The sequence below is a fragment of the Propionimicrobium sp. BV2F7 genome (assembly GCF_000510445.1).
Taxonomy (GTDB): domain Bacteria; phylum Actinomycetota; class Actinomycetes; order Propionibacteriales; family Propionibacteriaceae; genus Propionimicrobium; species Propionimicrobium lymphophilum.
In genome coordinates, this window is sequence record NZ_AZIS01000005.1 from 160,151 (window position 1) to 181,715 (window position 21,565).

Consider the following 21,565-nt stretch of genomic DNA (forward strand, 5'->3'; position numbering starts at 1 on the left):
TTAGTACCGGCTAGGCTTTGGCGTAGCCGGTACTAATGGCTTTATGGAAGGAATCTTGTGGGGAATCGAGCAGAGGGTGCCCTCGCGGACCGCTTGGAAAGGCAGCTTGGCCTGGTCGAGGAAGGCCTGCGCGACGCGGTTTTAAGCAAGAATCCTTTCGTCACTGAGGCCGCTCGTCACCTGATCGAGGCCGGCGGTAAGCGTTTCAGGCCCGCGATGGTTTTGACTTGCGCCGAGTTTGGCACCGGCTATGACGAAAAAGACTTAATCGACGCCGCTTTGGTTGTTGAGCTGACGCACGTCGCAAGTCTCTACCATGACGACGTCATGGACGAGGCGAAGCTTCGCCGCGCCGTGCCCAGCGCCAACGTGCGCTATGGCAATTCCGTCTCGATCCTCATCGGCGATTTCGTGTTCGCGAAGGCGTCTAGCCTGGTTGCCGGGCTGGGGCCGGACTATGTGCGACTGCAGGCGGAGTGCTTTGCCGAGCTGGTCACCGGCCAGATCGCCGAGACTGTTGGGCCGGCCGAGGGCACAGACCCCATCGATCACCACCTCGAGGTGCTGGCAGGCAAGACAGGTTCGCTTATTCGCACGTCTGCCGTCTTCGGCGCGATGATCGCCGGCGCAGACCAGAAGATCGTTGATGCTTTGGCTGAGTATGCTTCCGCGGTTGGCCTGGTCTTTCAGCTTTCCGACGATCTGATCGATATCACCTCTGACGTCACGGGTAAGACGCCGGGCACGGATCTGCGCGAGGGTATTCCGACCCTGCCGACGCTGCTGCTGGCTGCATCCGAAGACCCCACAGACATGGCGCTGTTCGAGCGCATCCAGGGCGATCTCTCCGACGACGCCGTGTTGGCCGATGTGCTGGGGCAGTTGCGTCAGAACCACGTCATCGACGATGCCCGCGCCCGCATCGAAAAGATCGCGGATCAGGCCAGGGGCGCCATCAAAGATCTGCCCGAGGGGGAGGCCAAAGACGGGCTGTTGCAGCTTTGCGACGAGGTCGTCACTCGTTCGGCATAACTCCTAGCTTTTTATCGGGCATCAAAAGGTTCATAGTCGGTCCTTTTGGTGCCCGTTCTGTTGTAAAAAATTAGTGGGAACCATAAGGTTCGTAGTCGAATTTTTTGGTTCCAGTTGGTCTGTATGGTGTCGAGCCATACCTAATCAGAGCTAGGACGGAATCGGGTTGCCCGATTAACGGTAAAATCTTTAACTAATTTTCCAAAAAGGGTTGCGAGAAACCTTGTTATGAGCTTTAATAACTAACGGAAACGTTTCCAGGAAACGCTTCCGTTAGTTGGATGCGAAGTTGCATTCAATCCGTCTAGGTTTCTATGTCCAAAGGGGGACAAATGAAAAAGGCCGTAAAACGGGCATTAACATGCGTGCTGGCTGCAACCACTTCGGTCGCGTTACTGGCTGGATGTGGCTCGAACTCTACGCAAGAGGGCTCCGACGCAACCGGCAGCGTCTACTACCTGAGCTTCAAGCCGGAACAAGACGCCGTATGGCAGAAGATCGGTGAGGAATACACCAAAGAGACCGGCGTTCCGGTGAAGATCGTCACCGCGGCCTCGGGCACCTACGAGCAGACCCTGAAGGCGGAGATCGCCAAGAAGGACGCCCCGACGTTGTTCCAGATCAACGGCCCGGTGGGCTACCAGAACTGGAAGGACTACACCGCCGACCTCACCGACACCGACTTCTACAAGGCGCTGATCGACAAATCGATGGCCGTCACCGACGGAGGCAAGGCGTATGGCGTCCCGTACGTTTCTGAGGGCTACGGCATCATCTACAACCAGGCCATCATGGACAAGTACTTCGCGCTGCCCGGCGCTAAAGCAAAGGACACCAGCGAGATCAAGGACTTCGATTCGCTGAAGGCCGTCGTCGAGGACATGCAGGCCAAGAAGGACCAGCTCGGCATCGAGGGCGTCTTCGCCTCGACGTCGCTGAAGCCCGGCGAGGATTGGCGTTGGCAGACCCACCTGGCAAACCTGCCGATCCACTGCGAGTACGCGGATAACAACACCGACAACATGGACGAGGTTGAGTTCAAGTACGACGAAAATTTCAAGAAGATCTTCGATCTTTATCTGAACAACTCGACGATCGATCCGAAGCTGGCCAGCTCAAAGGCTGTCTCCGATTCGATGGCTGAGTTCGCCCTCGGCAAGGCCGCAATGGTTCAGAACGGCAACTGGGCTTTCTCGCAGGTTTCCGAGGTTGCCGGCAACACCGTCACCGCCGAGAACATCAAGATGATGCCGATCTACACCGGCATGCCGAACGATTCCGAGCAGGGCATCGCAATCGGAACCGAGAACTTCTTCTCCATCAACTCTCAGGCTTCTGAGGCAGACCAGAAGGCGTCCATAGACTTCGTCAACTGGCTGATCAAGTCGGAGAAGGGCAAGAACTACATGGTTCACGAGCTCGGCTTCATCCCGCCATTCGACACTTTCAGCGACGCCGAGCGTCCTGACGATCCGTTGGCCAAGGAGGTCACCCGCTACCTGACCGATTCCAAGCTGAAGAATGTCACCTGGGACTTCACGACCTTCCCGTCGCAGCAGTTCAAGGATGATTTCGGCGCTGATCTGGCCAGCTACGCGTCCGGCCAGATGGAATGGAAGGACGTCAAGGCGAACTTCGTTTCCAACTGGAAAGCCGAAAAGCAGACTGCTTAGTCTAGCTCCCAAAACGTGGGCCGGGTCGATCGGCCCGGCCCACGTTTTGGGGTAGGGGTAATCATGATTAAGAGTTTGAAAAAATGCGGTCTGGTCTTCACAGGGCCGACGACGCTGGCTTTCGGCATCGCGTTCTTGGCGCCGTTCGCAATTGGTATCTACCTTTCGTTCTGCAAATTCACGACGGTGACTAACGCGTCTTTCGTGGGCGTACAAAACTACATTGACGCGTTCGGCGAGCGCGAGGGTTTCGTGAGCGCCCTGCTATTCACCGCGTTGATCACTGTTATCGCGGTGGTGACGGTGAACATTTTCGCGTTCGGCATCGCCTATCTGCTGACGCTTAAACTACGCGGCACTAATTTCTTCCGAACCGTGTTCTTCATGCCGAACCTGATTGGTGGAATCGTCCTGGGCTACACCTGGCAGACCATCATCAATGCGGTTCTTCGCCACTGGAACACGACGCTGGTGACCGACACTAAGTACGGTTTCATCGGCCTGATTCTGTTGCTGAATTGGCAGATGGTCGGCTACATGATGATCATCTATATCGCTGGTTTGCAGGCCGTTCCGCCGGAGCTGACCGAGGCCGCGTCCATCGACGGCGCTAATCGCTGGCAGGTGCTGCGGCACGTCACGCTGCCGATGATTATGCCGTCCATCACGATCTGCACCTTCTTGACGTTGTCTAATTCTTTCAAGCTCTACGACCAGAACTTGGCTTTGACGAACGGTGCGCCTGGCCATTCGACGGAGATGGCGGCGCTGAACATCGTCAACACGTTCTTCGCGCGTAACGGCGTCAGCGGTGTTGGCCAGGCGAAGGCCATTATCTTCTTCCTGCTGGTGTCAGGCATCGCGTTCCTGCAGCTTCGTGCCACTCAGAGCAAGGAGGTAGAGGCGTGAGCAAGGTCAAGAAAGCGGCTAAGCCCGCTGAGTCCAGGATCAAGAGCCCTGCTGCTAAGTCGCTGATTTATGTCGCGCTCGGTTTGCTGACGGCCGTATTCCTCGGTCCGCTGCTGTTCATCTTGATGAACTCGTTCAAGGGCAGATTCTTCATCTCGGATCAGCCGTTCGATCTGCCCCTAGACGAGCTTTGGGTCGGGCTGACTAACTACACTGAGGGCCTGATTGCCACCAACTTCTTCTCGGCAATGGGTTGGTCGTTCTTCATCACGATATGCTCGGTGATCGTCATAGTGTTCTTCTGCGCGATGACCGCCTACTACATCGCCCGCGTCAAGACGTGGTGGACGAAGGCCCTGTACCTTATGTTCGTCTTTTCGATGGTGATTCCGTTCCAGGCGGTCATGTTTCCGACGGTTCAGATCGCGGACATCCTGCACTTGTCTAACCCGGTCGGCATGATTTTGCTGTACCTGGGCTTCGGCGCGGGCCTGTCGGTGTTCATTTTCACCGGTTTCGTTAAGTCCATTCCGCTGGAGATCGAGGAAGCTTCGATGATCGACGGCTGCGGGCCTTTCAAGAACTACTTCCTAGTGGTGCTGCCGATGCTGAAGCCGGTGACAATCACCGTGGCGATTTTGAACGCCATGTGGGTGTGGAACGACTACCTGCTGCCGTATCTGGTGATCGGCCTTTCTACTCCGTACAAGACGATTCCGGTTGTGGTTCAGCAGCTGGTAGGTTCGCACGGTTCTAATGACATGGGTGCGCTGATGGCGATGCTAGTGCTGGCGATCATTCCGATTGTCATTTTCTACCTAGCTTGCCAGAAGTACATCATTGAGGGCGTCGTAGCTGGTGCTGTGAAAGGCTGAAAAGTGACAGATAACAGGGTTGCCGGCATGCTTTTGCCGATTTTCTCTTTGCCGGGCAAGTACGGCATCGGGAGGATGGGTGAGCAGGCTAGGAGATTCGTGGATCAGCTGGTCGAAAGCCGCCAGTCCATCTGGCAGATTCTGCCGCTGGGGCCGACGGGCTTCGGGGACTCGCCTTATTCGAGCTTCTCGACGCATGCCGGCAACCCCTACTTCATCGATCTGGATCGGCTGGTTTCGGCCGGACTGATCGACCAGAGCGAGCTGGATATCGATTGGGGACGCGACGACGGGCGCGTCGACTACGGCCTGGTGCACGCTAACAACGGGCTGATTCTGCGCAAGGCGTTTGAGCGTTCGGACGACCTAGCCGACCCGAGCTTTTTGGAGTTCTGCGAGCTCAACCCGTGGTTGGGTGACTACGCCGATTACGTTGTGATTAAGGATGCCCACGGCCAGCAGTCTTGGGATCACTGGCCGCAGCCGCTTCGTCGCAGGGATCCTCGTGCGTTGGCTGAGTTCCGAGCAGACCATGAGCGCGAAATCGCGTTCGAGAAGTGGGTGCAGTGGGTTTTCTTCACGCAGTGGAACGAGTTGCACGACTACGCGAACAGCAGGGGCGTCAAAATTTTCGGCGACCTGCCCATCTATGTGTCCTACGATTCCGCAGACACCTGGGCCAACCCGGAACTGTTCAACCTGGACGACGAACTGTTGCCCATCACGGTGGCCGGCTGCCCGCCCGATAGCTTCTCGGCCACCGGCCAGCTCTGGGGCAACCCGATCTACGATTGGGCCGAACACGAGCGCACAAAGTTCGCCTGGTGGGTGCAGAGGCTCTCGTATCAGATGCGACGCGTCGACATTCTGCGCATCGACCACTTCCGCGGTCTCGAGTCTTACTACGAGGTGCCTGCCGGCAGCGAGGACGCCCGCTTCGGCGAGTGGCGCAAGGGGCCGGGCATGAAGTTTTTCGCGGCGGTGCGCGCCCAGCTGGGCGATCTGCCGTTGGTGTTGGAAGACCTGGGCTACCTGACAGACGAGGTGGAGCAGCTGCGCGAGCAGACCGGATATCCGGGCATGAAGCCGCTGCAGTTCGCGTTCGATACCCGCGAAGACGCCGACTATCTGCCACACAGCTTCACCAAGAACTGTGTCTGCTACACCGGCACGCACGATAACGACACTCTCGCCGGTTGGCTGGACGGAATCAGGCCGAAGGACCTCGAGATGGCCAAGGTGTACGTCAACGAGCTGGGCAACGACGTCGAACGTTTCTGCTGGTCGCTGATAACCTGTGCAATGACGTCGGTTGCGGACACCACGATCATCCCGGTGGCTGATTATCTGTGTCTAGGTAGTCAAGCACGAATTAACACGCCCGCCAGCTCAGAGAATAATTGGCAGTGGCGGTTGAAGGATGGCGAACTCACCGACGAGGTGTTGGCAAGAATAGCTACCCTAGTTGGGGTGGCAGAACGGGGCTGATTTAGGTGGTAGCTAATCGTCCGACTATCAAGGACGTGGCTAAGCAGGCCGGGGTTGGTGTGGTCACTGTTTCGCGCGCCTTGAACGACAAGGAGGGCGTCTCCGACCAGACTCGCGAGCGCATTAAGGCTGTTGCCGATGAGATGGGGTATCGGGCTAACCGATATGCCAGGTTTTTGAAGCTAGCCAACAATAAGAACATCGCGTTGATGATTAAGGGCATCGATAACCCGTTCTTCCAGCAGATGCTGGACACCATGGAGACAGCAACACGTAGCCGCGATTATTTGTTGTCGATCGTCAAGGTGCCGCACTGGTCCGACGAGATCGAGGAGGCGGCGAAGCTAGTCAACGAGGATGTTGTCAGCGGAATTATTTTCCTTGGTGGTAATTTCACGCACGAGACCAACCTCTTCAAGAAACTCAACGTGCCGTTCGTGCTTTCTACGATGAGCAGGGTGGAGGACGTGCCCGAGGATGTCTATTCTTCCGTGGCGGTTGACGACTTCGCCGAGGCGAAGAAGGCGGTTGGACGGCTAATCGAGCTTGGGCACCGCAAGATCGCACTTGTGGGTGGCGATTCGCTGGACACCTCCGTGGCGAGGCTGCGCACCGAGGGATACAATGCGGCGCTGTCCGAGGCCGGCATCAAGCATGATCCGAAGTTGGTGCCGCATTCGGATATCGGCAGGAAGTCTCCTTATAGCTATCAATATGGTTTTGACGTCACCAACAAACTTTTGGATGAGCACGGTGACGTCACCGCGATTTTCGCAATTGCCGACGTCATCGCCATCGGTGCATTGAAGGCAGCGCAGGGCAGAGGAATGAGCGTGCCCGAGGAGCTTTCGATCGTCGGGTTTGATGGTATACCGGTCACCGCTTTCATTACGCCGTCGCTGAGCACGATTGTTCAGCCTGCTAAGCAGATTGCCCAGCTGAGCTGCGAGTTGTTGTTCGACAGCATGGAGGGCAAGCCGACTCGTCACGAGCTGGTGTCTGCGCAGTTCAAGGAGGGTGGCAGCATTGCCCCGCCTAGGGGCCAGCGATGAGTGGTAGTTTCGCCCCGGACACTCCGCTTTATAGCGCGCTGTCGTGGGTTTCGTCGCTGGTGATAATCAGTCTGTGCTGGGCCCTCACCGGTTCGGTTGTGGTGACTGGCGGCGCGGCCCTGGTCGGAGCGTTCGCCGCGTGCATGAGCCTGATCGGAGGCGGCAAGGTCCTCAGAACTTTTTTCCGCTCGTTCGGTAAGGCATTTTTGCCAGCCACTATGGCTTGGCTTTTCGACCTGTTGGTTGGCGGGCTGATTGCTTGGGAGCTGCTTGTCGTGAGCAGGATTTCGGTTGGCGCGCTGCGCTACGCGATTGTTGTGGTGCTGTTTTTGGCTTTGGGCCTGTTGGCGATTGTGAATGTCTGGTTCTGGCCGGTTTTGGCTCGTAGGGCGCTCGAGGATCGTCCTGCCGGGGTTGGCTATCTGCCCACGCTGGCGAAGGCGTCGCTGCTGGCCGGGTTTCGTTACCTGCCTAAGACGGTGGTTGGCGTGGTGATTTTTGTGGCGCCGGTGTTGCTGGCCCTGCAGTCGCCGAGGCTCGGGGCGACGGTGGCCTTGGTGTTCGCGGTGTTCGGTATGGCGTTCTGCTGCTACCTGGTGACGCTGCTGCTGAGAAAAGAACTGGACGTCCAGATCGAGGACTAGTCAGGCTTCGGGGTTGGGTCGCGAATTAACGGGAAAGAAAAGGTTCGTAGTCGAGCCAAAAAGGACGTATTGATCCGGTTTTCGCCGCGATTCGCCCAGCTCGAGTGGAAAGATCGTTAGTGATGAGTAATTCAATTAAGTAAGATCGCGAAGGTTCCGACGAAGACAATGGCCTTGCGTTGGGTCTCGTCATCACTATCGGGTGCAGCCTAGGCAGCAAAAAATCTTCCAATGGTGCTTTTCATCCGTAGTCGGATAAAAAGCACCACGATAACGTTTCTGCCTAGGTATTTTGAGCCTACTTGAACAGGTCCCAGACGCTGAATGTGGTTTTCTTGTAGATCGAGTTCTTCACCGAGCGCTTCGGATTCTTGATGAACCCCATGCCCTTGCGCCCGTACCCGGGAATCACCGCGCGCTTTATCGCCCGCTTCGCGCGCCCAGTCGTGCGGGCTTTCAAAGAACGAGTCAAAGAAGGTTTGCGCATCCCAAATTTCATAACCCCAGCCTAGAACCAAACAGCTTCGAAAGTTTTGCTAAAAGATGTTGAACCAGGGCGTCTTATTCTGCTTCGGGCGAACCTTCTTTTGGGGCTGTAGCTGTTTCTCGGCAAGCTCGGCGACCTCGTCCCAGGGCAGGTGCTTGCGAATTATTGCGCACCGGCGACGATGATCCTTCTCTTGTTTTGCGGCATCCGCAGCCGCCTTGATCTTGGAAGCCTTTTGCCCGAGCGCCTCATTGATCCACAGCAGCGCTTGATCGCAAAGTAGCCGGTTATACGCTGTCTTCGCCGAACGGTTCGGAGTTTCACGGGAATATTGGCCCTTGCCCTTCGTCGCCTGGGTGTTAAACCAACTCTCCATGTGCTTACGTTGGGAGCTGTACCAAACGCCGCTATAGTCGCCGTCCGAATATGCCTCAGAGATAGGCAAATGATCGGGGAGCGTCGCAAATACCTTTATTGCGGCAGTTTTGGTTCGACTACGAGCCAAAACTGACACGTTAAGGTTTCTAGCCGGTTTTTGTGCGGTTCTCGACTATCTTTTCCGCCGCGCGCGTCAGCGCGGGGTAGTCGCCGCCGGGGCCGGTCGCGAAGTAAGCCGGCGCGTCCTGGATCGGGCCTCGCTCGCGGGAATACCACAGCGGCTGGTAGAAGCCGCCGGCGTTACGCAGAATCTGGATCCCAGCCGCCACGTCCCAGGGGCTCGTGCTCGCGTTAAGGACGGCGTCCGTCCAGCCCGCGGCCACGTGGCACAGCCCGAGCGCGCCTGAGCCCGTGCGGCGGAGCGACGAAAAGTTCGCGACCAGGTCAGCGAAAATCTCGCCTGCTAACTCCCCGTCAGCCTGGTAATCGGCCGCGGTCGGGTACCCGGTGATCAACGTGGCCGCGCCTGCCGGCAGGGCATCCTTAGCCACCAGCTTTTCACCGTTCAGCCAGGCGTCCTTGGCATCTGCCGAAAACAGCTCGTCGGAGATCGGGTTGTAAATCGCCCCGGCGACCAGCTTGCCGTTCACGGCCGCACCCACACTCGTGCAAAAGAACGCCAGACCTTGGACGAAATTAGTGGTGCCATCGATTGGGTCGATGTAGAACGTCACATCGCCGTCGCCAGCGGCACCGAACTCTTCGCCAACCACCCGGGCACCGGGCCAGCGGCTAGTCAAAAAATCGGTGATCGCGGCCTCGCAGGCGCGGTCATGCTCGGTGACCTGATCGTGCACGTCACGCTTATATTCGACGTCCATGTTGCTGCGGAAAACCTCCCGCAGCCCTGCCGCGACGCTGGTGGCAGCGCCGCGGCAGACCTCGGCTAACTCGATAGCCTGCTGCTTGCTCATCTAGTTCTCGGTTTCCTTCAAAACCTCAAGTAGCCCGGCTGGGTCAGCGACGGTCACGTCGGGGGTCGCGAAAACCTTGAACGGGCGTTTCGCAGCGTTCGGCGCTGGCATCAGAACCGACGCGCCTGCGCCCGCCCGGTTGCCGCAGAGCACGTCACGGTCTAGATGATCGCCTACGTACCAGCATTCCTCGACGGGCACGCCGATGCGTTCGGCTCCAATCCAGACCAGGCGCGGGTCGGGCTTACGCACGCCGACCTCGTCAGAGTAAACCTCCGCGGTGAAGTAGCCCAGGATCCCGGCGTCCGTCAGCCAGTCCCGGTGAACCTGCCCTGACAAGGCATTGGAGACGATACCGACGGGGATAGTGCGCTCCTTGCACCATTCCAGCAGCTCCACGGTGCCCGGACGCATCACACGGTTTTCCGTCAGGCTCGCTATCAGGTAGCAGATCCTGTCGGCGTGTTGGGCGAGCTTGGGATGCAGGGAAGCGGGCCAGTCGGCTCCCAGATAGTCCAGCACGTACTCGGTGTGGGAAAGGTCCCTGCTGTAGAGCGGACGTGCCTGCGCGTTTCGCAGCAGTTTCACTGAGGTCTCGGAGGCGAAAACGTCGATCTCAAGCCGCTGCCTGTCGATGCCGCAGGCGGCCAGCTCGTCCCCGAAAATCTTTTCCAGCTCGTCAGCAACCTTCAAGTGCCAGTCGTCGTTGTAGGTGCTTTCGACGATTACCCCGCCGAAATCAAGTAGTAGGCCGCGTGGCGTCATGGTTTTCCTTTCTGCGCCCCAAAAAAGTAGTGCCTAACCATAAAGGTTAGGCACAACCGGGGATTTTTAGTTATTTAACGGAGGTGCGCCACAGGTCGGTCCAATCCTGGCGGGATCGCCAGTCGGTGGTGGAGCCTGCGTTGTTGAAGAAGAAGATGTCGTCGCGCAGCTCAGCAGCGTTGGAAGGATCCTTCGGCTGGGGGATCGAGGTGTTGGAAGAGTACTTTCCGTCCTTGATCTGCGGGGCGATGCCCTCCTCGGTCATCGCGAAGTGAACGTACAGCTTGGCTGCGTTCTGGTTCTTGCTGCCCTTGGCGATGACGATCGACTTGGGGGCTGCCAAACCAGCCCACGGCTTCATGTCGTCACAGGTGGCTTGGTGGTAGCCCTTCTCCTCGACGTTGCGGAACTTCGAAGATGCTATCAGGCCGATCGGCGGGTTGGCCTGACCGGGAGCCCCAACAGCGGCGGAGACGTCCTCGTTGGAGTTCGTCAAAATCGGGCTGTTGCCTGCCAGGCGCTTGACCCATTCCTTGGTTGCCGACTCGCCAGAAAACTCCTCGTTGAACTGCTCTTTGTAGGCGCTCTTCAGTTCATCCTCGCCGAACTGGCTCATCTGGCTGAACCAGTCGAGCATCTTGTTCGAGCCCGCCGGATCCTCCATGGCGATCTTGTTTGCCCACTTGTCGGTGGTCAGCTCCCAGATGTTCTTAACCGGGCATTCGGTGTAAACCTCGGTGTTGTAGCTGAAGAAGTTCGGGTCGTTGATGAGCACCAGCGGGTCGCGCTGGCTTTCCTCGATGTCGTCAACCAGGTCGCCGGGGATCCATGAGTAGACGTGACCGTTCGGCAGCAGGTTGTTGGTCAGCGCGGGGACGTCCTGAATAGCGATGACGTCGCCCTGCACGTTGCCCGACTGCGCCTCGCGGGTGACCATCTCGAACGCTTCGGCGGCGTCGACCTTAACACCGGTTGCCTTGATGCCGTACTTCTCGGTGAAAGCCTTGGCCATCTTCTCAACTGCGGAGGCGTTATCGTAGATGGTGATCGGGCCTTCCTCCTTGGCGGCGGCAATCAACTCGTCGAGGTTGAAGTTATCGTCAACCTGCGACTTGATCGCATCGCCCGACGCGGGGCCCTGTGGGCTAGGGTTGCCGCCAGCGCAACCAGTGACGGTCATCGCTAGGGCTGCGAAACCGGCCGCGAAGCCGATACGCCAGTTGCGTTTACGCATCTTGTTACCTTTCTTGGGAAAGCGACGGAAACTGGCCGCTTTCTATCAGTTAGCTATTCAGTTGTAGGTTTCTCTTTTTAAGAGAAGTCGACCCGTCTGCCGTCTGCATCGAAAATGTGCAGATCCTCGCGGTCGGCCCACGCCACGGTGTCCTGGTTGAAGGCCAGGTTCGGTTTGCGGGTGGAAGTGCCGAAGTAACGGTTGGAGCCGTCGGTCGACTCGATGATCCATGAGCCACCAGTCGGCAGAATGCCGGTCACTCGTACGTCGATCCCGAGCCCCCCAGCGGGCATCTCCTCGCGGGAGGAGAAGTGGAGATCTTCGGGACGGATGCCCGCTGACGCCGCAGCAAGGCCCTCGGCGCGCAGCCAGTCCTTCAGGCGATTGCCGGGGCCGTCGTCGATACCGGCCTCAACGATGTTGATGGGCGGGGAACCCATGAAGCCTGCGACGAAGCGGTTGGCTGGGCGCTGATAGATCTCCAGCGGGGTGCCGGACTGCTGAATCATGCCCTCGTTCATGACGACGATCCGGGTTGCCAGAGTCATGGCCTCCCACTGGTCGTGGGTAACGAAGATCATCGTTGCGCCAGTCTCCTGGTGGATCCGCTGGAACTCCGAGCGCATCTCCAGACGCAGGCGGGCGTCCAGGTTACTCAACGGCTCGTCGAGCAGCATGATGTTGCGCTTTGCCGCCAGCGTGCGGGCGATCGCGACGCGCTGCTGCTGGCCGCCGGACATCTCGGAGGGGTAGCGCTCGGCGTACTGCTCGATGGAGAGCTTGCGCATCGCCTCTTGCGCGCGCTTCTTGACCTCGTCGCGGCCGAGTTTCTGGCAGCGCGGCCCGAACTCCACGTTCTCGAAGACCTTCATGTGCGGCCACAGAGCGTATGACTGGAAGACCAGCGACAGCTTGCGGCCCTCGGCCGGCACCCTCGTGCCGGAGGCCACGTCGTCTACGACCTTGCCCTCGATCGTGATCTTCCCGTCGCTGAGGGACTCCAGGCCAGCGATCATGCGCAGCGTGGTTGATTTGCCACAACCCGAGGGGCCGAGCAGACAAATGAACTCGCCCTCGTTGATCTCCATGCTGATGTCGTCGACTGCCGCTTCCTTGGCGCCGGGGTATCTTTTAGTGACATTTTCTAGCGAAATGATGCTCATAATTTTCCTCTACTCAAAAAGACTTTCTAGCTACCCATGCCCGAGGACAGGTCGGCCTTGAACAGCTTGCGGGCAGCCCAGGTGCCAACCAGGGCCAGGGCGCAGATGACTACTGTTACCGCGTTTGCCGCCTGGTCGTAACCGGAGTCGATCAGGTTCATCGACATGGTGGTCATCAACTGGGTGCCTGGCGTCGCCAAAACCATCACGAGCGACAGGCCCTGCACGCCGGAGATGAAGGGCAGCAGGATCGCTGAGGCCAACGCGCTGCGCTGGATAGGCAGTACGATCGTGGCCATTCTCTTCCACCAGCTTGCGCCGAGAACCTGGCCGGCCTCTTCCGGATCCTTGCCGAGCTGCATCATGGCGGAAATGCCCGAACGCGACGCGAACGGCATCTCGTCCATCATCATGGCGAAGATCAAGATCCAGGCTGTTCCGTAGAGCGCCGGCAGCGGCCCGCGCGGCACGGCGAACATCGAAATGTATGCCGACGCGAAGGCGATGCCTGGCACCAGATACGGTGTGAACGTGATGGTGCGAAGCGTTGTGCCTAGCCAGCGCCACGGCGAACGCACCGAGACGTAGCCGACCATCATGCCGAGCACGCCCGAGCCGATCGAGGCGGCGGCCACGAACAGCAGCGTGTTCTTCATCGCCTTCCAGGTGGCCGAGTTGAGCAGCACGCCGTCCTTGAAGTTGGCGAACGGCAGGTTGTGGCCGAGCCAGTACATCGCGGTCAAGTTGTCGAAGCTGAAGTCGCCGGGGGTGCGCATAATCGTCGAAGAAACCAGCACGCCCAGCGGGATGACCACTGAAACCAGGAACATCAGGCAGGCGAACGCAAACGCGAACGGCTTTAGGCTGCCCAGACGCTGCATCTTCTTGGACATGCCTTTGCCCGAGACGGTAGTGAAGCGTTTCATGTTGCGGACGAACGTGAAGTCGATCCACAACGAGATCGCCCCGATAGTCACCATGACTAGCGCGATCACAGCCGCAGGGCCGGACTGCTGCGTGTTCAGCGACTGGTAGAGGGTCGTGGAAAGCACGTTGAACTGCACCGGCGTGCCCAAAACGTATGCCACACCGAATTCGCCGATTACCTTGGCGACGATCAGCGTCGCGGCCGAGATCGTCGAGGGCCGAAGCAGCGGCAGGTAGATCTTCAACGCCCGCAGGCGTGGCGTCGCACCGAAGATACGCGCAGACTCGTCCAGGTCCTCGGGAATGTTGGCGATAGCGTTGGTGACCAGCAGAATGACGAACGGCACCAAGTGCAGGATAAAGATGATCGCGATCGGGACGGGGCCGTACGCCAGCCAGTCCGGCGGGGTGAAGCCCAGGCTCTCCAGCCAGCCGACGGAGCCGGCGACCTTGCGGTTCTTGAAGATCGTCCGCCAGGCCAGCGCGAACGTCCACGCAGGAATCATGTAGGGGACGATTAGCGCCGTCGAGAACCATTTGCGGCCCGGCAGGTCGCTGCGGGCCAGCAGGAAGGCCACCGGCACACCGATCAGCAGGGCGCCGATGATCGTCACCACTCCGAGGCCGAGCGTGTTGACGAGCGGATGCCAGAACATGATCGGCGAAATGGCAGAGCCGAAAACCCGCTCTAGGTAGTAGGTGGTGAAAGAACCGCCCGCGCCGCCGGTGCGGAACTCGTCGCCGTAGCTGGTTTGGACGGACGACAGCAACAGCGAAACCACGGGCGCCAGGATCATCAATGCGAAGAAAGCGAGCAGCACTATCCCCATGATCGTGGCGGGGTGTCGCAGAGCCAGCTTGGTGTGGTAGAGCGTCACGCGATTGCGTTTCAGCGCGGGCATATCAGAAGAACTAGATTTCTTCGGATCCTTTTCCGTAGAACCCAATTTGGCTCTCCTTCGTTTTAGCAAAATACTAAGAACAACCTATCTAGGTTTTCTAACTAAAAGTTTCTTGATGGTTAACAACTCAAAAACATGGCTTTTTGCAGGCGTGTTTTCGCTAGCAGACGGAGGACTGCCTGCGGCACCCGCACTCTCGAAGGTATTACTTAACTGCACCTAAAGCTGCGAAAACCGCGTTGTTTTCGCCATTTGATGCAAAAGTGCCCACTGTGCGACCGTAACACGCACAGCGGGCACCCAATTACCAGATGTTGACGCGTTGTTGCGGAGCGAGCCACATCGGGTCAGACGGTTTGACGTTGAACGCTTCGTGGAACGCGTCCAGGTTGCGCACCACCTGGTTGCAGCGAATCTCGGCAGGCGAGTGCGGGTCGATAGCAATCAACTGACGTGCGCGCTCGGGACGCGACTTGCCACACCAAACCTGGGCCCAACTCATGAATAAACGCTGAGCACCTGTCAGTCCGCCGATCGGCTCCGGCTCGGTGCCGCCGCAGGCAATCTGCCACGCCTTGTACGCGATGGCCAGGCCGCCGAGGTCGCCAATGTTCTCACCCAATGTCAGCTCGCCGTTCACCTTAACCTCTGGCGCGGCGGCCGGCGACAGCTCGTTGTACTGGGCCACCAGCGACGCCGTGCGCTCTTCGAACGCCTTGCGGTCTTCGTCACTCCACCAATTGCGTAAACGGCCATCGCCGTCGCATGTGGAACCTTCGTCGTCGAATCCATGGCCGATTTCGTGGCCAATCACGGCTCCGATACCGCCATAGTTGACGGCGTCATCAGCCTCCGCATTAAAGAACGGTGGCTGCAAAATGGCCGCGGGGAACACGATCTCGTTGCGCAGCGGATGGTAGTAGGCGTTGACCGTCTGCGGATACATCATCCACTCGTCGGGGTCGACGGGCTTGGACAGCTGCTCGATCATGTAATCGAACTCGAAGCTGCTGGACGCCTGCACGTTCCCGATCAGATCGTCGGGTGAAATCTGCAGCGCGGAGTAGTCGCGCCACTTGTCCGGGTAGCCGATTTTGGCGTGGAACTTGCTCAGCTTATCGAGCGCCTCGGAGCGGGTGGCCTCGGTCATCCAATCCAGTTTGCTGATGGAGGAGTGGTAAGCCTTGATCAGGTTATCGACGAGCTCCTGCGCGCGTGCCTTCGTGGCAGCGGGGAAGTGCTCGGCGACGTAAATCTTGCCGATGGCCTCTCCCAGCACGGATTCGACCAGCGAAATGCCGCGCTTCCAGCGCTCGCGCAGCTGCGGAATGCCCTGCAGCTGCTTGCTGTAAAACTCGAAGTTCTGCTCTACAAGATCCTGCGGGCCGACACCGGCCAGGGAATCGATTACACCCCAGCGCGCCCAGGCCCGCCAAGCAGGCAGGTAGACGTCGGTGAGCAGCTCGGAGACATCCGGCAGGAACGTGCGCTGGCAGTTGACGACCTCCGCCACTGCCTCCTTCGGCAGCTCGGCCTCTTTGAGGAACGCGTCCCAATCGAACGCTGGGCAGGTGGCGGTGAACTCGTCCCAGGTCTGCAGGTGATACATCTCCACCATGTCGCGGGTGCGCACCTTGTCCCAGTGGTGGGCGGCGATCCTCGTCTCAAGATCTACCACTAGGTCGGCCTGCTCGTCGGCGTCCTCGTAGCCGACCAGCTCGAACATGCGCTCGATGTGCCTACGGTAGTTCGCCACGGTGTCGCCGTGCTCGTCAAGGCGGTAGTACTCCTCGTCGGGCAGTCCAATCCCGCCCTGGCCGACGAAGATCAGGTAGCGGTTGGGGTTGCCGGGGTCGGAGTCGTTTCCGATGCCGAACAGCCCGCCCAGGTCGTAGCGCGCGGCATAACCCAGAAAGCCGGACAGCTTAGAGATAGATGTGATCTCGTCGGCCTTCTTCGCCAGCTCGACGATCGGTTCGACGCCGACGGCCTCGATGCGGTCGGTGTCCATGAACGACGCGTAAAGGTTCGCGATCTTGGAACGTTCGGTGGTCGGGTCGTCGTCCGGGGTGATGCCGGTGACGATCTCCTTCACCGCCTTTTCGGAATCCTCCGACAGTTTCTGGAAGGCTCCCCAGCCGCCCTTGTCCTCCGGGATCTCGGCGGAATCGAGCCACTTTCCGTTTGCGTGGCGAAACAGGTCCTGACTGGCTTTAACTTCGTTATCGATATGATCTAGCTGCAATGCACTCACGCATCCAAGCCTAGCCAGTCCCCAAATTTCTAGTCGATCACCCAGGTGTCTGGGCCGGCAATCGCATCCGCGAGTTGGTCATCGGTCAACGCAGGCGCCGGCTGCAGCGGGTTCTCGCCCCACGGCCTCGGGCAGCCGATATCAACTTGGGCGCGGCTCAGGTCGTCGAACGTCGGGGCCTCCACCTCGCGCAGGATGCCGGCTACGGAAACGTCCGGACGTTCTGCACTGGACAGCTGACTGAGCTCGAACGCCCTGCTTGGGTTGGCGATGTGCGGATTGTGGCTGATGACGTCCGCGCCCGACGCGTCGGCCAGCCCAATGCCATCGGGCCCAGCGACAACTCCCAGCTTGCCATCGGCGGTGACGGCCGGTTGGCCGTCCTCGAGCCAAATCAGCCCATCGGAGTTGACGTCCTCGAACGCGCCATCGTTGAAGATCGGGCAGTTTTGGTACACCTCAACCAGGCTGGCACCTCGGTGCTTTGCGGCCTTTTCGAGCACCTGAGACATCCGCTTGCGGTCCGACGCCAACACCCTCGCGACGAAAGTCGCCCCGGCCCCAAGCGCTAGCGCAGACGCGTTAACCGGCGGCTCGACCGTGCCCATTGGCGACGTCTTGGTCACCTTCCCGAGCACGCTAGTGGGGGAGAACTGGCCCTTCGTCAGGCCGTAAATCTCGTTGTTGAAAAGCACCACGGTCAGGTTGACGTTGCGCCGCAGCGCGTGAATCAGATGATTGCCGCCGATGGAAAGCGCGTCTCCGTCGCCGGTGATCACGAACACGGCCAGGTCGCTGCGGGTCATCGCCAGCCCGGTGGCTAGCGTCAGCGCGCGCCCATGAATGGTGTGCATGCCGAACGAATCGACGTAGTACGGGAACCTCGACGAGCAGCCGATGCCCGAGATGATGACGGTGTTTTCCTTGCGTATGCCCAGGTTCGGCATCAACTGCTGGAAGGCGGAGAGGATCGCGTAATCGCCGCAGCCGGGGCACCAGCGCACGTCCTGGTCGCTGACGAAATCTTTGCGGCTCAGTGGGTTGATGGCCAGCGGCACGCCGGTCAGGCCGTTACTCATTGCTCGCCTCGCATTTTTCTAGCAGGAAGTCGGATAGCTCGCTGGCGGCCAGCGGCAGCCCGCGCACCCGGTTGTAGTTCTCGGCAGCAACCAGATATTTTGCGCGCAAGATCATGCAAAGCTGGCCCAGATTCACCTCGGCCACCACAACTTTCTTGTAGCTGTGTAGCACGTCGCCGAGGTTGGCCGGCAGCGGGTTCAGCGAATCCAGATGAATGTGCGCGATCTTGCCGGCCCTAGCCCGCACGATCTCGACGGCCGTGGCTATCGCGCCCCACGTCGAACCCCAGCCGACCACTGCCACATCCGCGCCGTCCGGGTCGTCGACGTAGGCGTCCGGCACCTCGATGCGGGCTATCTTCTCCGCCCTGGTGCGCACCATCTCGTCGTGGTTGGCGGGGGCATAGGAAATGTCGCCGGTTTCGTGGTCCTTCTCGATGCCGCCGATTCGATGCTCCGTGCCGGCCACGCCGGGCAGGGCCCACGCGCGGGCCAGTTTTTCGTCGCGCAGATAGGGCAGGAATTTTTTGTCCTGGTTGTTGTTTTCCGTAGCAAAATTTGGCTCGATGCTGGGCAGATCAGCGGGGCTCGGATAGCGCCACGGCTGGGTGCCATTGGCGAGGTAGGCATCCACCAGCAGCACGACGGGCGTGCGCGCCTCGAGCGCCACCTTGCAGGCCTGGAAAGCAGCGCGGAAGCAGTCCGACGGGGTGCGCGCGGCGAAAACCGGCAACGGGGATTCGCCCGAGCGGCCCCACATCGCGTCCAACAGGTCGGACTGCTCGGTTTTGGTGGGCATGCCCGTCGATGGGCCCGCCCGCATGACGTCGACGATCACCAGCGGCAGCTCTGTCATGACGGCCAGATTCACGACCTCTTGTTTGAGCACGAACCCCGGCCCCGAAGTGGAGGTGACGCCCAGCGCGCCGCCGTAGCTTGCGCCCAGCGCAGCCCCCGCCGCGGCGATCTCGTCCTCGGCCTGGAACGTCATGACGCCCTGCGCTTTGCGCTTGGCCATGTCCTGCAGCAGATCGGTGGCGGGAGTGATCGGGTAGGCGCTGAAGAACAGCTGGCGGCCAGACTTGTTCGCCGCTGCCAATAGACCAAGCGCCAGGGCCTGCGTGCCACTGACCTGGCGGTAGCGCCCGGGCGGCAGATCGGCCTGCTCGACGCGATAGCGAACCGCGAAAGCCTCTACGGTTTCGCCGTAGGCGTGGCCGGCTCTAAGCGCGGCAACGTTGGCGTCCCTAACCGCCGGATTCTTGGAAAATTTTTCCTCAAGCCATGCTTCCGTCGGCTCGTTTGGACGACTGTAGAGCCAGTTGACCAGGCCAAGCGCAAACATGTTCCTGCACCGGTCCGCGCCCTTGCGGCCCAGCTCGAACTGCTCGACAGCTCCCCTGGTAAGGGAAGTGATGTCCACCTCAACCAGCTGGTAATTGGCCAACAATCCGTCGGTGCGCGGGTCGGCGTTGTAACCCGCATTCTTGATGTTGCGTGCGGTGAACTCCGACTTGTCGACGATCACCAGCCCACCGCGCTTCACAAGGTCGAAGCTCTTCTTCAACGCCGCCGGGTTCATGGCAACCAGCGCGTCGACGGTTTCACCAGGCGTCGAGATGTCGGTGCTGGCGAATTGAAGCTGGAAACTAGAGACCCCGCCGATCGTGCCGCGCGGTGCGCGGATCTCGGCGGGATAGTCGGGGAGCGTGACGATGTCGTTGCCCAGCCTCGCCGACTCGACACCGAAACGGTTGCCCGTCAACTGCATTCCGTCACCGGAATCGCCTGCGAACCTGATGACTACGCGTTCGAGCTCCTTGGTGGGCTGAACATCTTGGTAAGTCAAAACCACTCCCTACGTCACGACTATCAAGGGTAGCCGGTTACTAAAAGCTATTCGTCGTCCCTGATTACCCCGAGCTCCCCGGTGGTCAGATCTTCGTCGATGTCGATCTCGTCCTCGGTGTCCTTTTTGACCGTGTCGTTCTTTTTGGTGCGCAAGCCGGCGAGCTTGCCCCACAGCCAGCCGCCGGAGCGGTCGACGCCGGTTTGAATGTACGCAAGTTCCATCGGGTTAATAAGACCAACTTCTGTGTCTATCTTCGCCCGCGAAGAGCCCGCCAGCAGAACGCGGTCGCCTGGTTGAAACTCGTAGTCGAATTCCGGAAGCACAATGTTCTGTGTGCCCCGGCGAACGAATAACACCATCGCATCGGAAAGTTCTTCTCGGTTGTGCGGGTCTGTGAGCAGGTGACGCACTGTGAACGGGCGGTCTTGTTGCATCGCCTCGAAGACAGCAGGGGTGCGACGGTTGGAGATGACAAGATCCCAGATTTCGGGGATCCTGCCGTGGTCGAGCAGAAGCAGCTTTTCCGTCAGCTTGTGACATTCGGCCTCGGAAAGCTGCGGGAAGAAACGCAGGAACCTGCTCAGCAGCGGGGTAGTGATTCTGGCCAGGAACTCTTGAGCGACGATACGGCTCGGCTCCATGACAACGTTCGTTGCGAACGCGTCGAAAAGCGGCTTGTTGGCCCGGAGATTCTGCCTGGTGACGATGAATAAGTCGTGTCGTAGCGCCCTGGCCGTCACGCCGATCGCCAGGTTTCGGGTGTCCGAATCGCTGCCGGCAACCAGACCGAGGGCGTGGTCAATACCCGCCTTCTTCAGGTCGTCGCTCTTGGTCCCGGTGCCGTTAACATCAACCCCGCCATCCTCGAAGTATTGGCTGTCGACGACGGTCACCGTCACACCAACCGAGCGCAGGCTATCGGTCATCTCGCGGCCAAACCGTCCGTAGCTGCAGACGATCCAGTGGCCGGCGGGCGGGTAGTGGATCTGGCTGATCGGGTCGCCGGTTAGGCCTGTGAGTGTGGTGCGCAGGCGATAACGCTCGGGCGTCGTGATGGCGGACGCCAGATTGTCGCTGAAACGTTCGAACGGGTTGATGACCAGGTCGCCGCCGAACACACCTAAGTGCGTCTCGGTCTCGGCGTTTCGGATTCGAGCCAGGACGGCCACCTTCGGAGCCAAAAGGCGGACGGTGACGGCAATTGCCTGGTTAACCGAGTCGTCCTCCGCAAGCGCAACCACACCCTTGCAGTAGCGGCTCATCAGACCTGCCGAAACAAGCGCATTCGGTTTGGAGGCGTCGCCGGTCAAAGCAGGAAAATCCACGGAGAAATCCTCCAGGCGCAGCCGGCTAATTTTCTCTTCCTGCTTATCAATGACGACGAAACGTAGGTTCAGGTGGTCGAGGCCGTGCATCACCAGGATGCCGGTCTCTCCGACACCACAAACGATATAAAACGGTTCCCTAATGGCCTTTACCCTGCGGCTGAAACGTGCAGCCCGTAGCGTCTCGCCAAACGCCTTATCCTGCAGCAGCCCGATGATCGCAAACAGCGAATACGTCCAACAGCTAACAGTCAGCAACACCGTGAACAGCGTCCACATTCGCTGGGCCGCGTTGAACGGAATCGGGATCTCACCGAAGCCGATCGTGGTTGCCGTGTAAACCACGACGTAGAAGGCCTCGAACGGGTTCAGCGGATCCACCAGGTTGCCAAGCTCATCCGTGCTCGGAATGATCGTGTAACCGGCAGTGGCTACAGCAAAAGCTGCGATCAGCAACAAGATGGGGAATCGCATCCTGCGCATGACGAGGTAGAAAACGTCAGATATGACGCCCTGCTTCCTCAAATCGCGATCGTGAGTCTGCATATCTTT

The 21,565-nt window shown here is 59.4% G+C and carries 18 protein-coding genes; 7 read left to right on the plus strand and 11 right to left on the minus strand.

The annotated features are described in order from the left end of the window. Positions 1-57: 57 nt before the first annotated feature. The 7 genes from HMPREF1255_RS07170 to HMPREF1255_RS07200 all read left to right on the plus strand — a co-directional run bounded on the left by HMPREF1255_RS07170 (position 58) and on the right by HMPREF1255_RS07200 (position 7,673). Positions 58-1,032 (plus strand): polyprenyl synthetase family protein, encoded by a 975-nt coding sequence (locus HMPREF1255_RS07170; RefSeq protein WP_024111307.1) that lies wholly within the window; start codon positions 58-60, stop codon positions 1,030-1,032. Between the two features lie 332 nt (positions 1,033-1,364). Then, positions 1,365-2,705 carry an ABC transporter substrate-binding protein gene (locus HMPREF1255_RS07175; protein ID WP_024111431.1) on the plus strand — a complete coding sequence of 447 codons (1,341 nt, stop codon included), beginning with the start codon at positions 1,365-1,367 and terminating at the stop codon, positions 2,703-2,705. Positions 2,706-2,768: 63 nt separating this feature from the next. Continuing rightward, positions 2,769-3,614 (plus strand): carbohydrate ABC transporter permease, encoded by an 846-nt coding sequence (locus tag HMPREF1255_RS07180; RefSeq protein WP_016456797.1) that lies wholly within the window; start codon positions 2,769-2,771, stop codon positions 3,612-3,614. Beyond that, positions 3,611-4,489, plus strand: a complete 879-nt coding sequence (locus HMPREF1255_RS07185; RefSeq protein WP_024111442.1) for a carbohydrate ABC transporter permease — start codon at positions 3,611-3,613, stop codon at positions 4,487-4,489. Before HMPREF1255_RS07180 ends, HMPREF1255_RS07185 begins: the two co-directional genes overlap by 4 nt. Positions 4,490-4,492: 3 nt before the next feature. Next, positions 4,493-5,977, plus strand: coding sequence for a 4-alpha-glucanotransferase (gene malQ, locus HMPREF1255_RS07190; RefSeq protein ID WP_024111371.1), 1,485 nt, complete (start codon positions 4,493-4,495; stop codon positions 5,975-5,977). Between the two features lie 5 nt (positions 5,978-5,982). After that, on the plus strand, positions 5,983-7,029 hold the full coding sequence (locus HMPREF1255_RS07195; protein ID WP_024111634.1) for a LacI family DNA-binding transcriptional regulator: 1,047 nt from the start codon (positions 5,983-5,985) through the stop codon (positions 7,027-7,029). Continuing rightward, positions 7,026-7,673, plus strand: coding sequence for a DUF624 domain-containing protein (locus HMPREF1255_RS07200; RefSeq protein ID WP_024111540.1), 648 nt, complete (start codon positions 7,026-7,028; stop codon positions 7,671-7,673). The genes HMPREF1255_RS07195 and HMPREF1255_RS07200 overlap by 4 nt, the downstream gene beginning before the upstream one ends. A gap of 298 nt (positions 7,674-7,971) precedes the next feature. Here HMPREF1255_RS07200 and HMPREF1255_RS07205 read toward each other — a convergent pair whose 3' ends face one another. The 11 genes from HMPREF1255_RS07205 to HMPREF1255_RS07255 all read right to left on the minus strand — a co-directional run bounded on the left by HMPREF1255_RS07205 (position 7,972) and on the right by HMPREF1255_RS07255 (position 21,559). Further along, positions 7,972-8,172, minus strand: coding sequence for a hypothetical protein (locus tag HMPREF1255_RS07205; protein ID WP_016456792.1), 201 nt, complete (start codon positions 8,170-8,172; stop codon positions 7,972-7,974). A gap of 37 nt (positions 8,173-8,209) precedes the next feature. Then, positions 8,210-8,674: a hypothetical protein gene (locus tag HMPREF1255_RS07210; RefSeq protein ID WP_024111345.1), complete on the minus strand. Its 465-nt coding sequence runs from the start codon at positions 8,672-8,674 to the stop codon at positions 8,210-8,212. 10 nt (positions 8,675-8,684) lie between these two features. Further along, positions 8,685-9,512: an inositol monophosphatase family protein gene (locus HMPREF1255_RS07215; protein WP_024111477.1), complete on the minus strand. Its 828-nt coding sequence runs from the start codon at positions 9,510-9,512 to the stop codon at positions 8,685-8,687. After that, the gene (locus HMPREF1255_RS07220; protein ID WP_024111512.1) at positions 9,513-10,277 is read right to left on the minus strand and encodes an HAD family hydrolase; all 765 of its coding nucleotides are present in this window, start codon (positions 10,275-10,277) and stop codon (positions 9,513-9,515) included. A gap of 70 nt (positions 10,278-10,347) precedes the next feature. Then, positions 10,348-11,511, minus strand: a complete 1,164-nt coding sequence (locus HMPREF1255_RS07225; RefSeq protein WP_024111451.1) for an ABC transporter substrate-binding protein — start codon at positions 11,509-11,511, stop codon at positions 10,348-10,350. 77 nt (positions 11,512-11,588) lie between these two features. Beyond that, positions 11,589-12,674, minus strand: a complete 1,086-nt coding sequence (locus tag HMPREF1255_RS07230) for an ABC transporter ATP-binding protein (RefSeq protein WP_024111614.1) — start codon at positions 12,672-12,674, stop codon at positions 11,589-11,591. Positions 12,675-12,700: 26 nt separating this feature from the next. After that, a complete protein-coding gene (locus HMPREF1255_RS07235; protein ID WP_024111551.1) occupies positions 12,701-14,548 on the minus strand; it encodes an iron ABC transporter permease in 1,848 nt (615 codons plus the stop codon). Positions 14,549-14,807: 259 nt separating this feature from the next. Next, positions 14,808-16,757, minus strand: coding sequence for a M13 family metallopeptidase (locus tag HMPREF1255_RS07240; protein ID WP_024111521.1), 1,950 nt, complete (start codon positions 16,755-16,757; stop codon positions 14,808-14,810). Between the two features lie 29 nt (positions 16,758-16,786). Then, entirely contained in the window at positions 16,787-17,836 is a 1,050-nt protein-coding gene (locus HMPREF1255_RS07245; RefSeq protein ID WP_024111616.1) for a 2-oxoacid:ferredoxin oxidoreductase subunit beta, read from the minus strand. After that, positions 17,829-19,691, minus strand: a complete 1,863-nt coding sequence (locus tag HMPREF1255_RS07250) for a 2-oxoacid:acceptor oxidoreductase subunit alpha (RefSeq protein ID WP_036917493.1) — start codon at positions 19,689-19,691, stop codon at positions 17,829-17,831. Before HMPREF1255_RS07250 ends, HMPREF1255_RS07245 begins: the two co-directional genes overlap by 8 nt. A gap of 41 nt (positions 19,692-19,732) precedes the next feature. Continuing rightward, complete coding sequence (locus tag HMPREF1255_RS07255) at positions 19,733-21,559, minus strand: TrkA family potassium uptake protein (RefSeq protein ID WP_024111421.1); 1,827 nt, start codon at positions 21,557-21,559, stop codon at positions 19,733-19,735. Between the last annotated feature and the right edge of the window lie 6 nt (positions 21,560-21,565).

What these genes read in the sequence shown, in the direction of transcription:
- HMPREF1255_RS07175 (WP_024111431.1), top strand. Translation starts at nt 1,365, where the DNA reads ATGAAAAAGGCCGTAAAACGGGCATTAACATGCGTGCTGGCTGCAACC.
- HMPREF1255_RS07180 (WP_016456797.1), top strand. Translation starts at nt 2,769, where the DNA reads ATGATTAAGAGTTTGAAAAAATGCGGTCTGGTCTTCACAGGGCCGACG.
- HMPREF1255_RS07200 (WP_024111540.1), top strand. Translation starts at nt 7,026, where the DNA reads ATGAGTGGTAGTTTCGCCCCGGACACTCCGCTTTATAGCGCGCTGTCG.
- HMPREF1255_RS07205 (WP_016456792.1), bottom strand. Translation starts at nt 8,172, where the DNA reads ATGAAATTTGGGATGCGCAAACCTTCTTTGACTCGTTCTTTGAAAGCC.
- HMPREF1255_RS07215 (WP_024111477.1), bottom strand. Translation starts at nt 9,512, where the DNA reads ATGAGCAAGCAGCAGGCTATCGAGTTAGCCGAGGTCTGCCGCGGCGCT.
- HMPREF1255_RS07220 (WP_024111512.1), bottom strand. Translation starts at nt 10,277, where the DNA reads ATGACGCCACGCGGCCTACTACTTGATTTCGGCGGGGTAATCGTCGAA.
- HMPREF1255_RS07225 (WP_024111451.1), bottom strand. Translation starts at nt 11,511, where the DNA reads ATGCGTAAACGCAACTGGCGTATCGGCTTCGCGGCCGGTTTCGCAGCC.
- HMPREF1255_RS07230 (WP_024111614.1), bottom strand. Translation starts at nt 12,674, where the DNA reads ATGAGCATCATTTCGCTAGAAAATGTCACTAAAAGATACCCCGGCGCC.
- HMPREF1255_RS07245 (WP_024111616.1), bottom strand. Translation starts at nt 17,836, where the DNA reads ATGAGTAACGGCCTGACCGGCGTGCCGCTGGCCATCAACCCACTGAGC.
- HMPREF1255_RS07255 (WP_024111421.1), bottom strand. Translation starts at nt 21,559, where the DNA reads ATGCAGACTCACGATCGCGATTTGAGGAAGCAGGGCGTCATATCTGAC.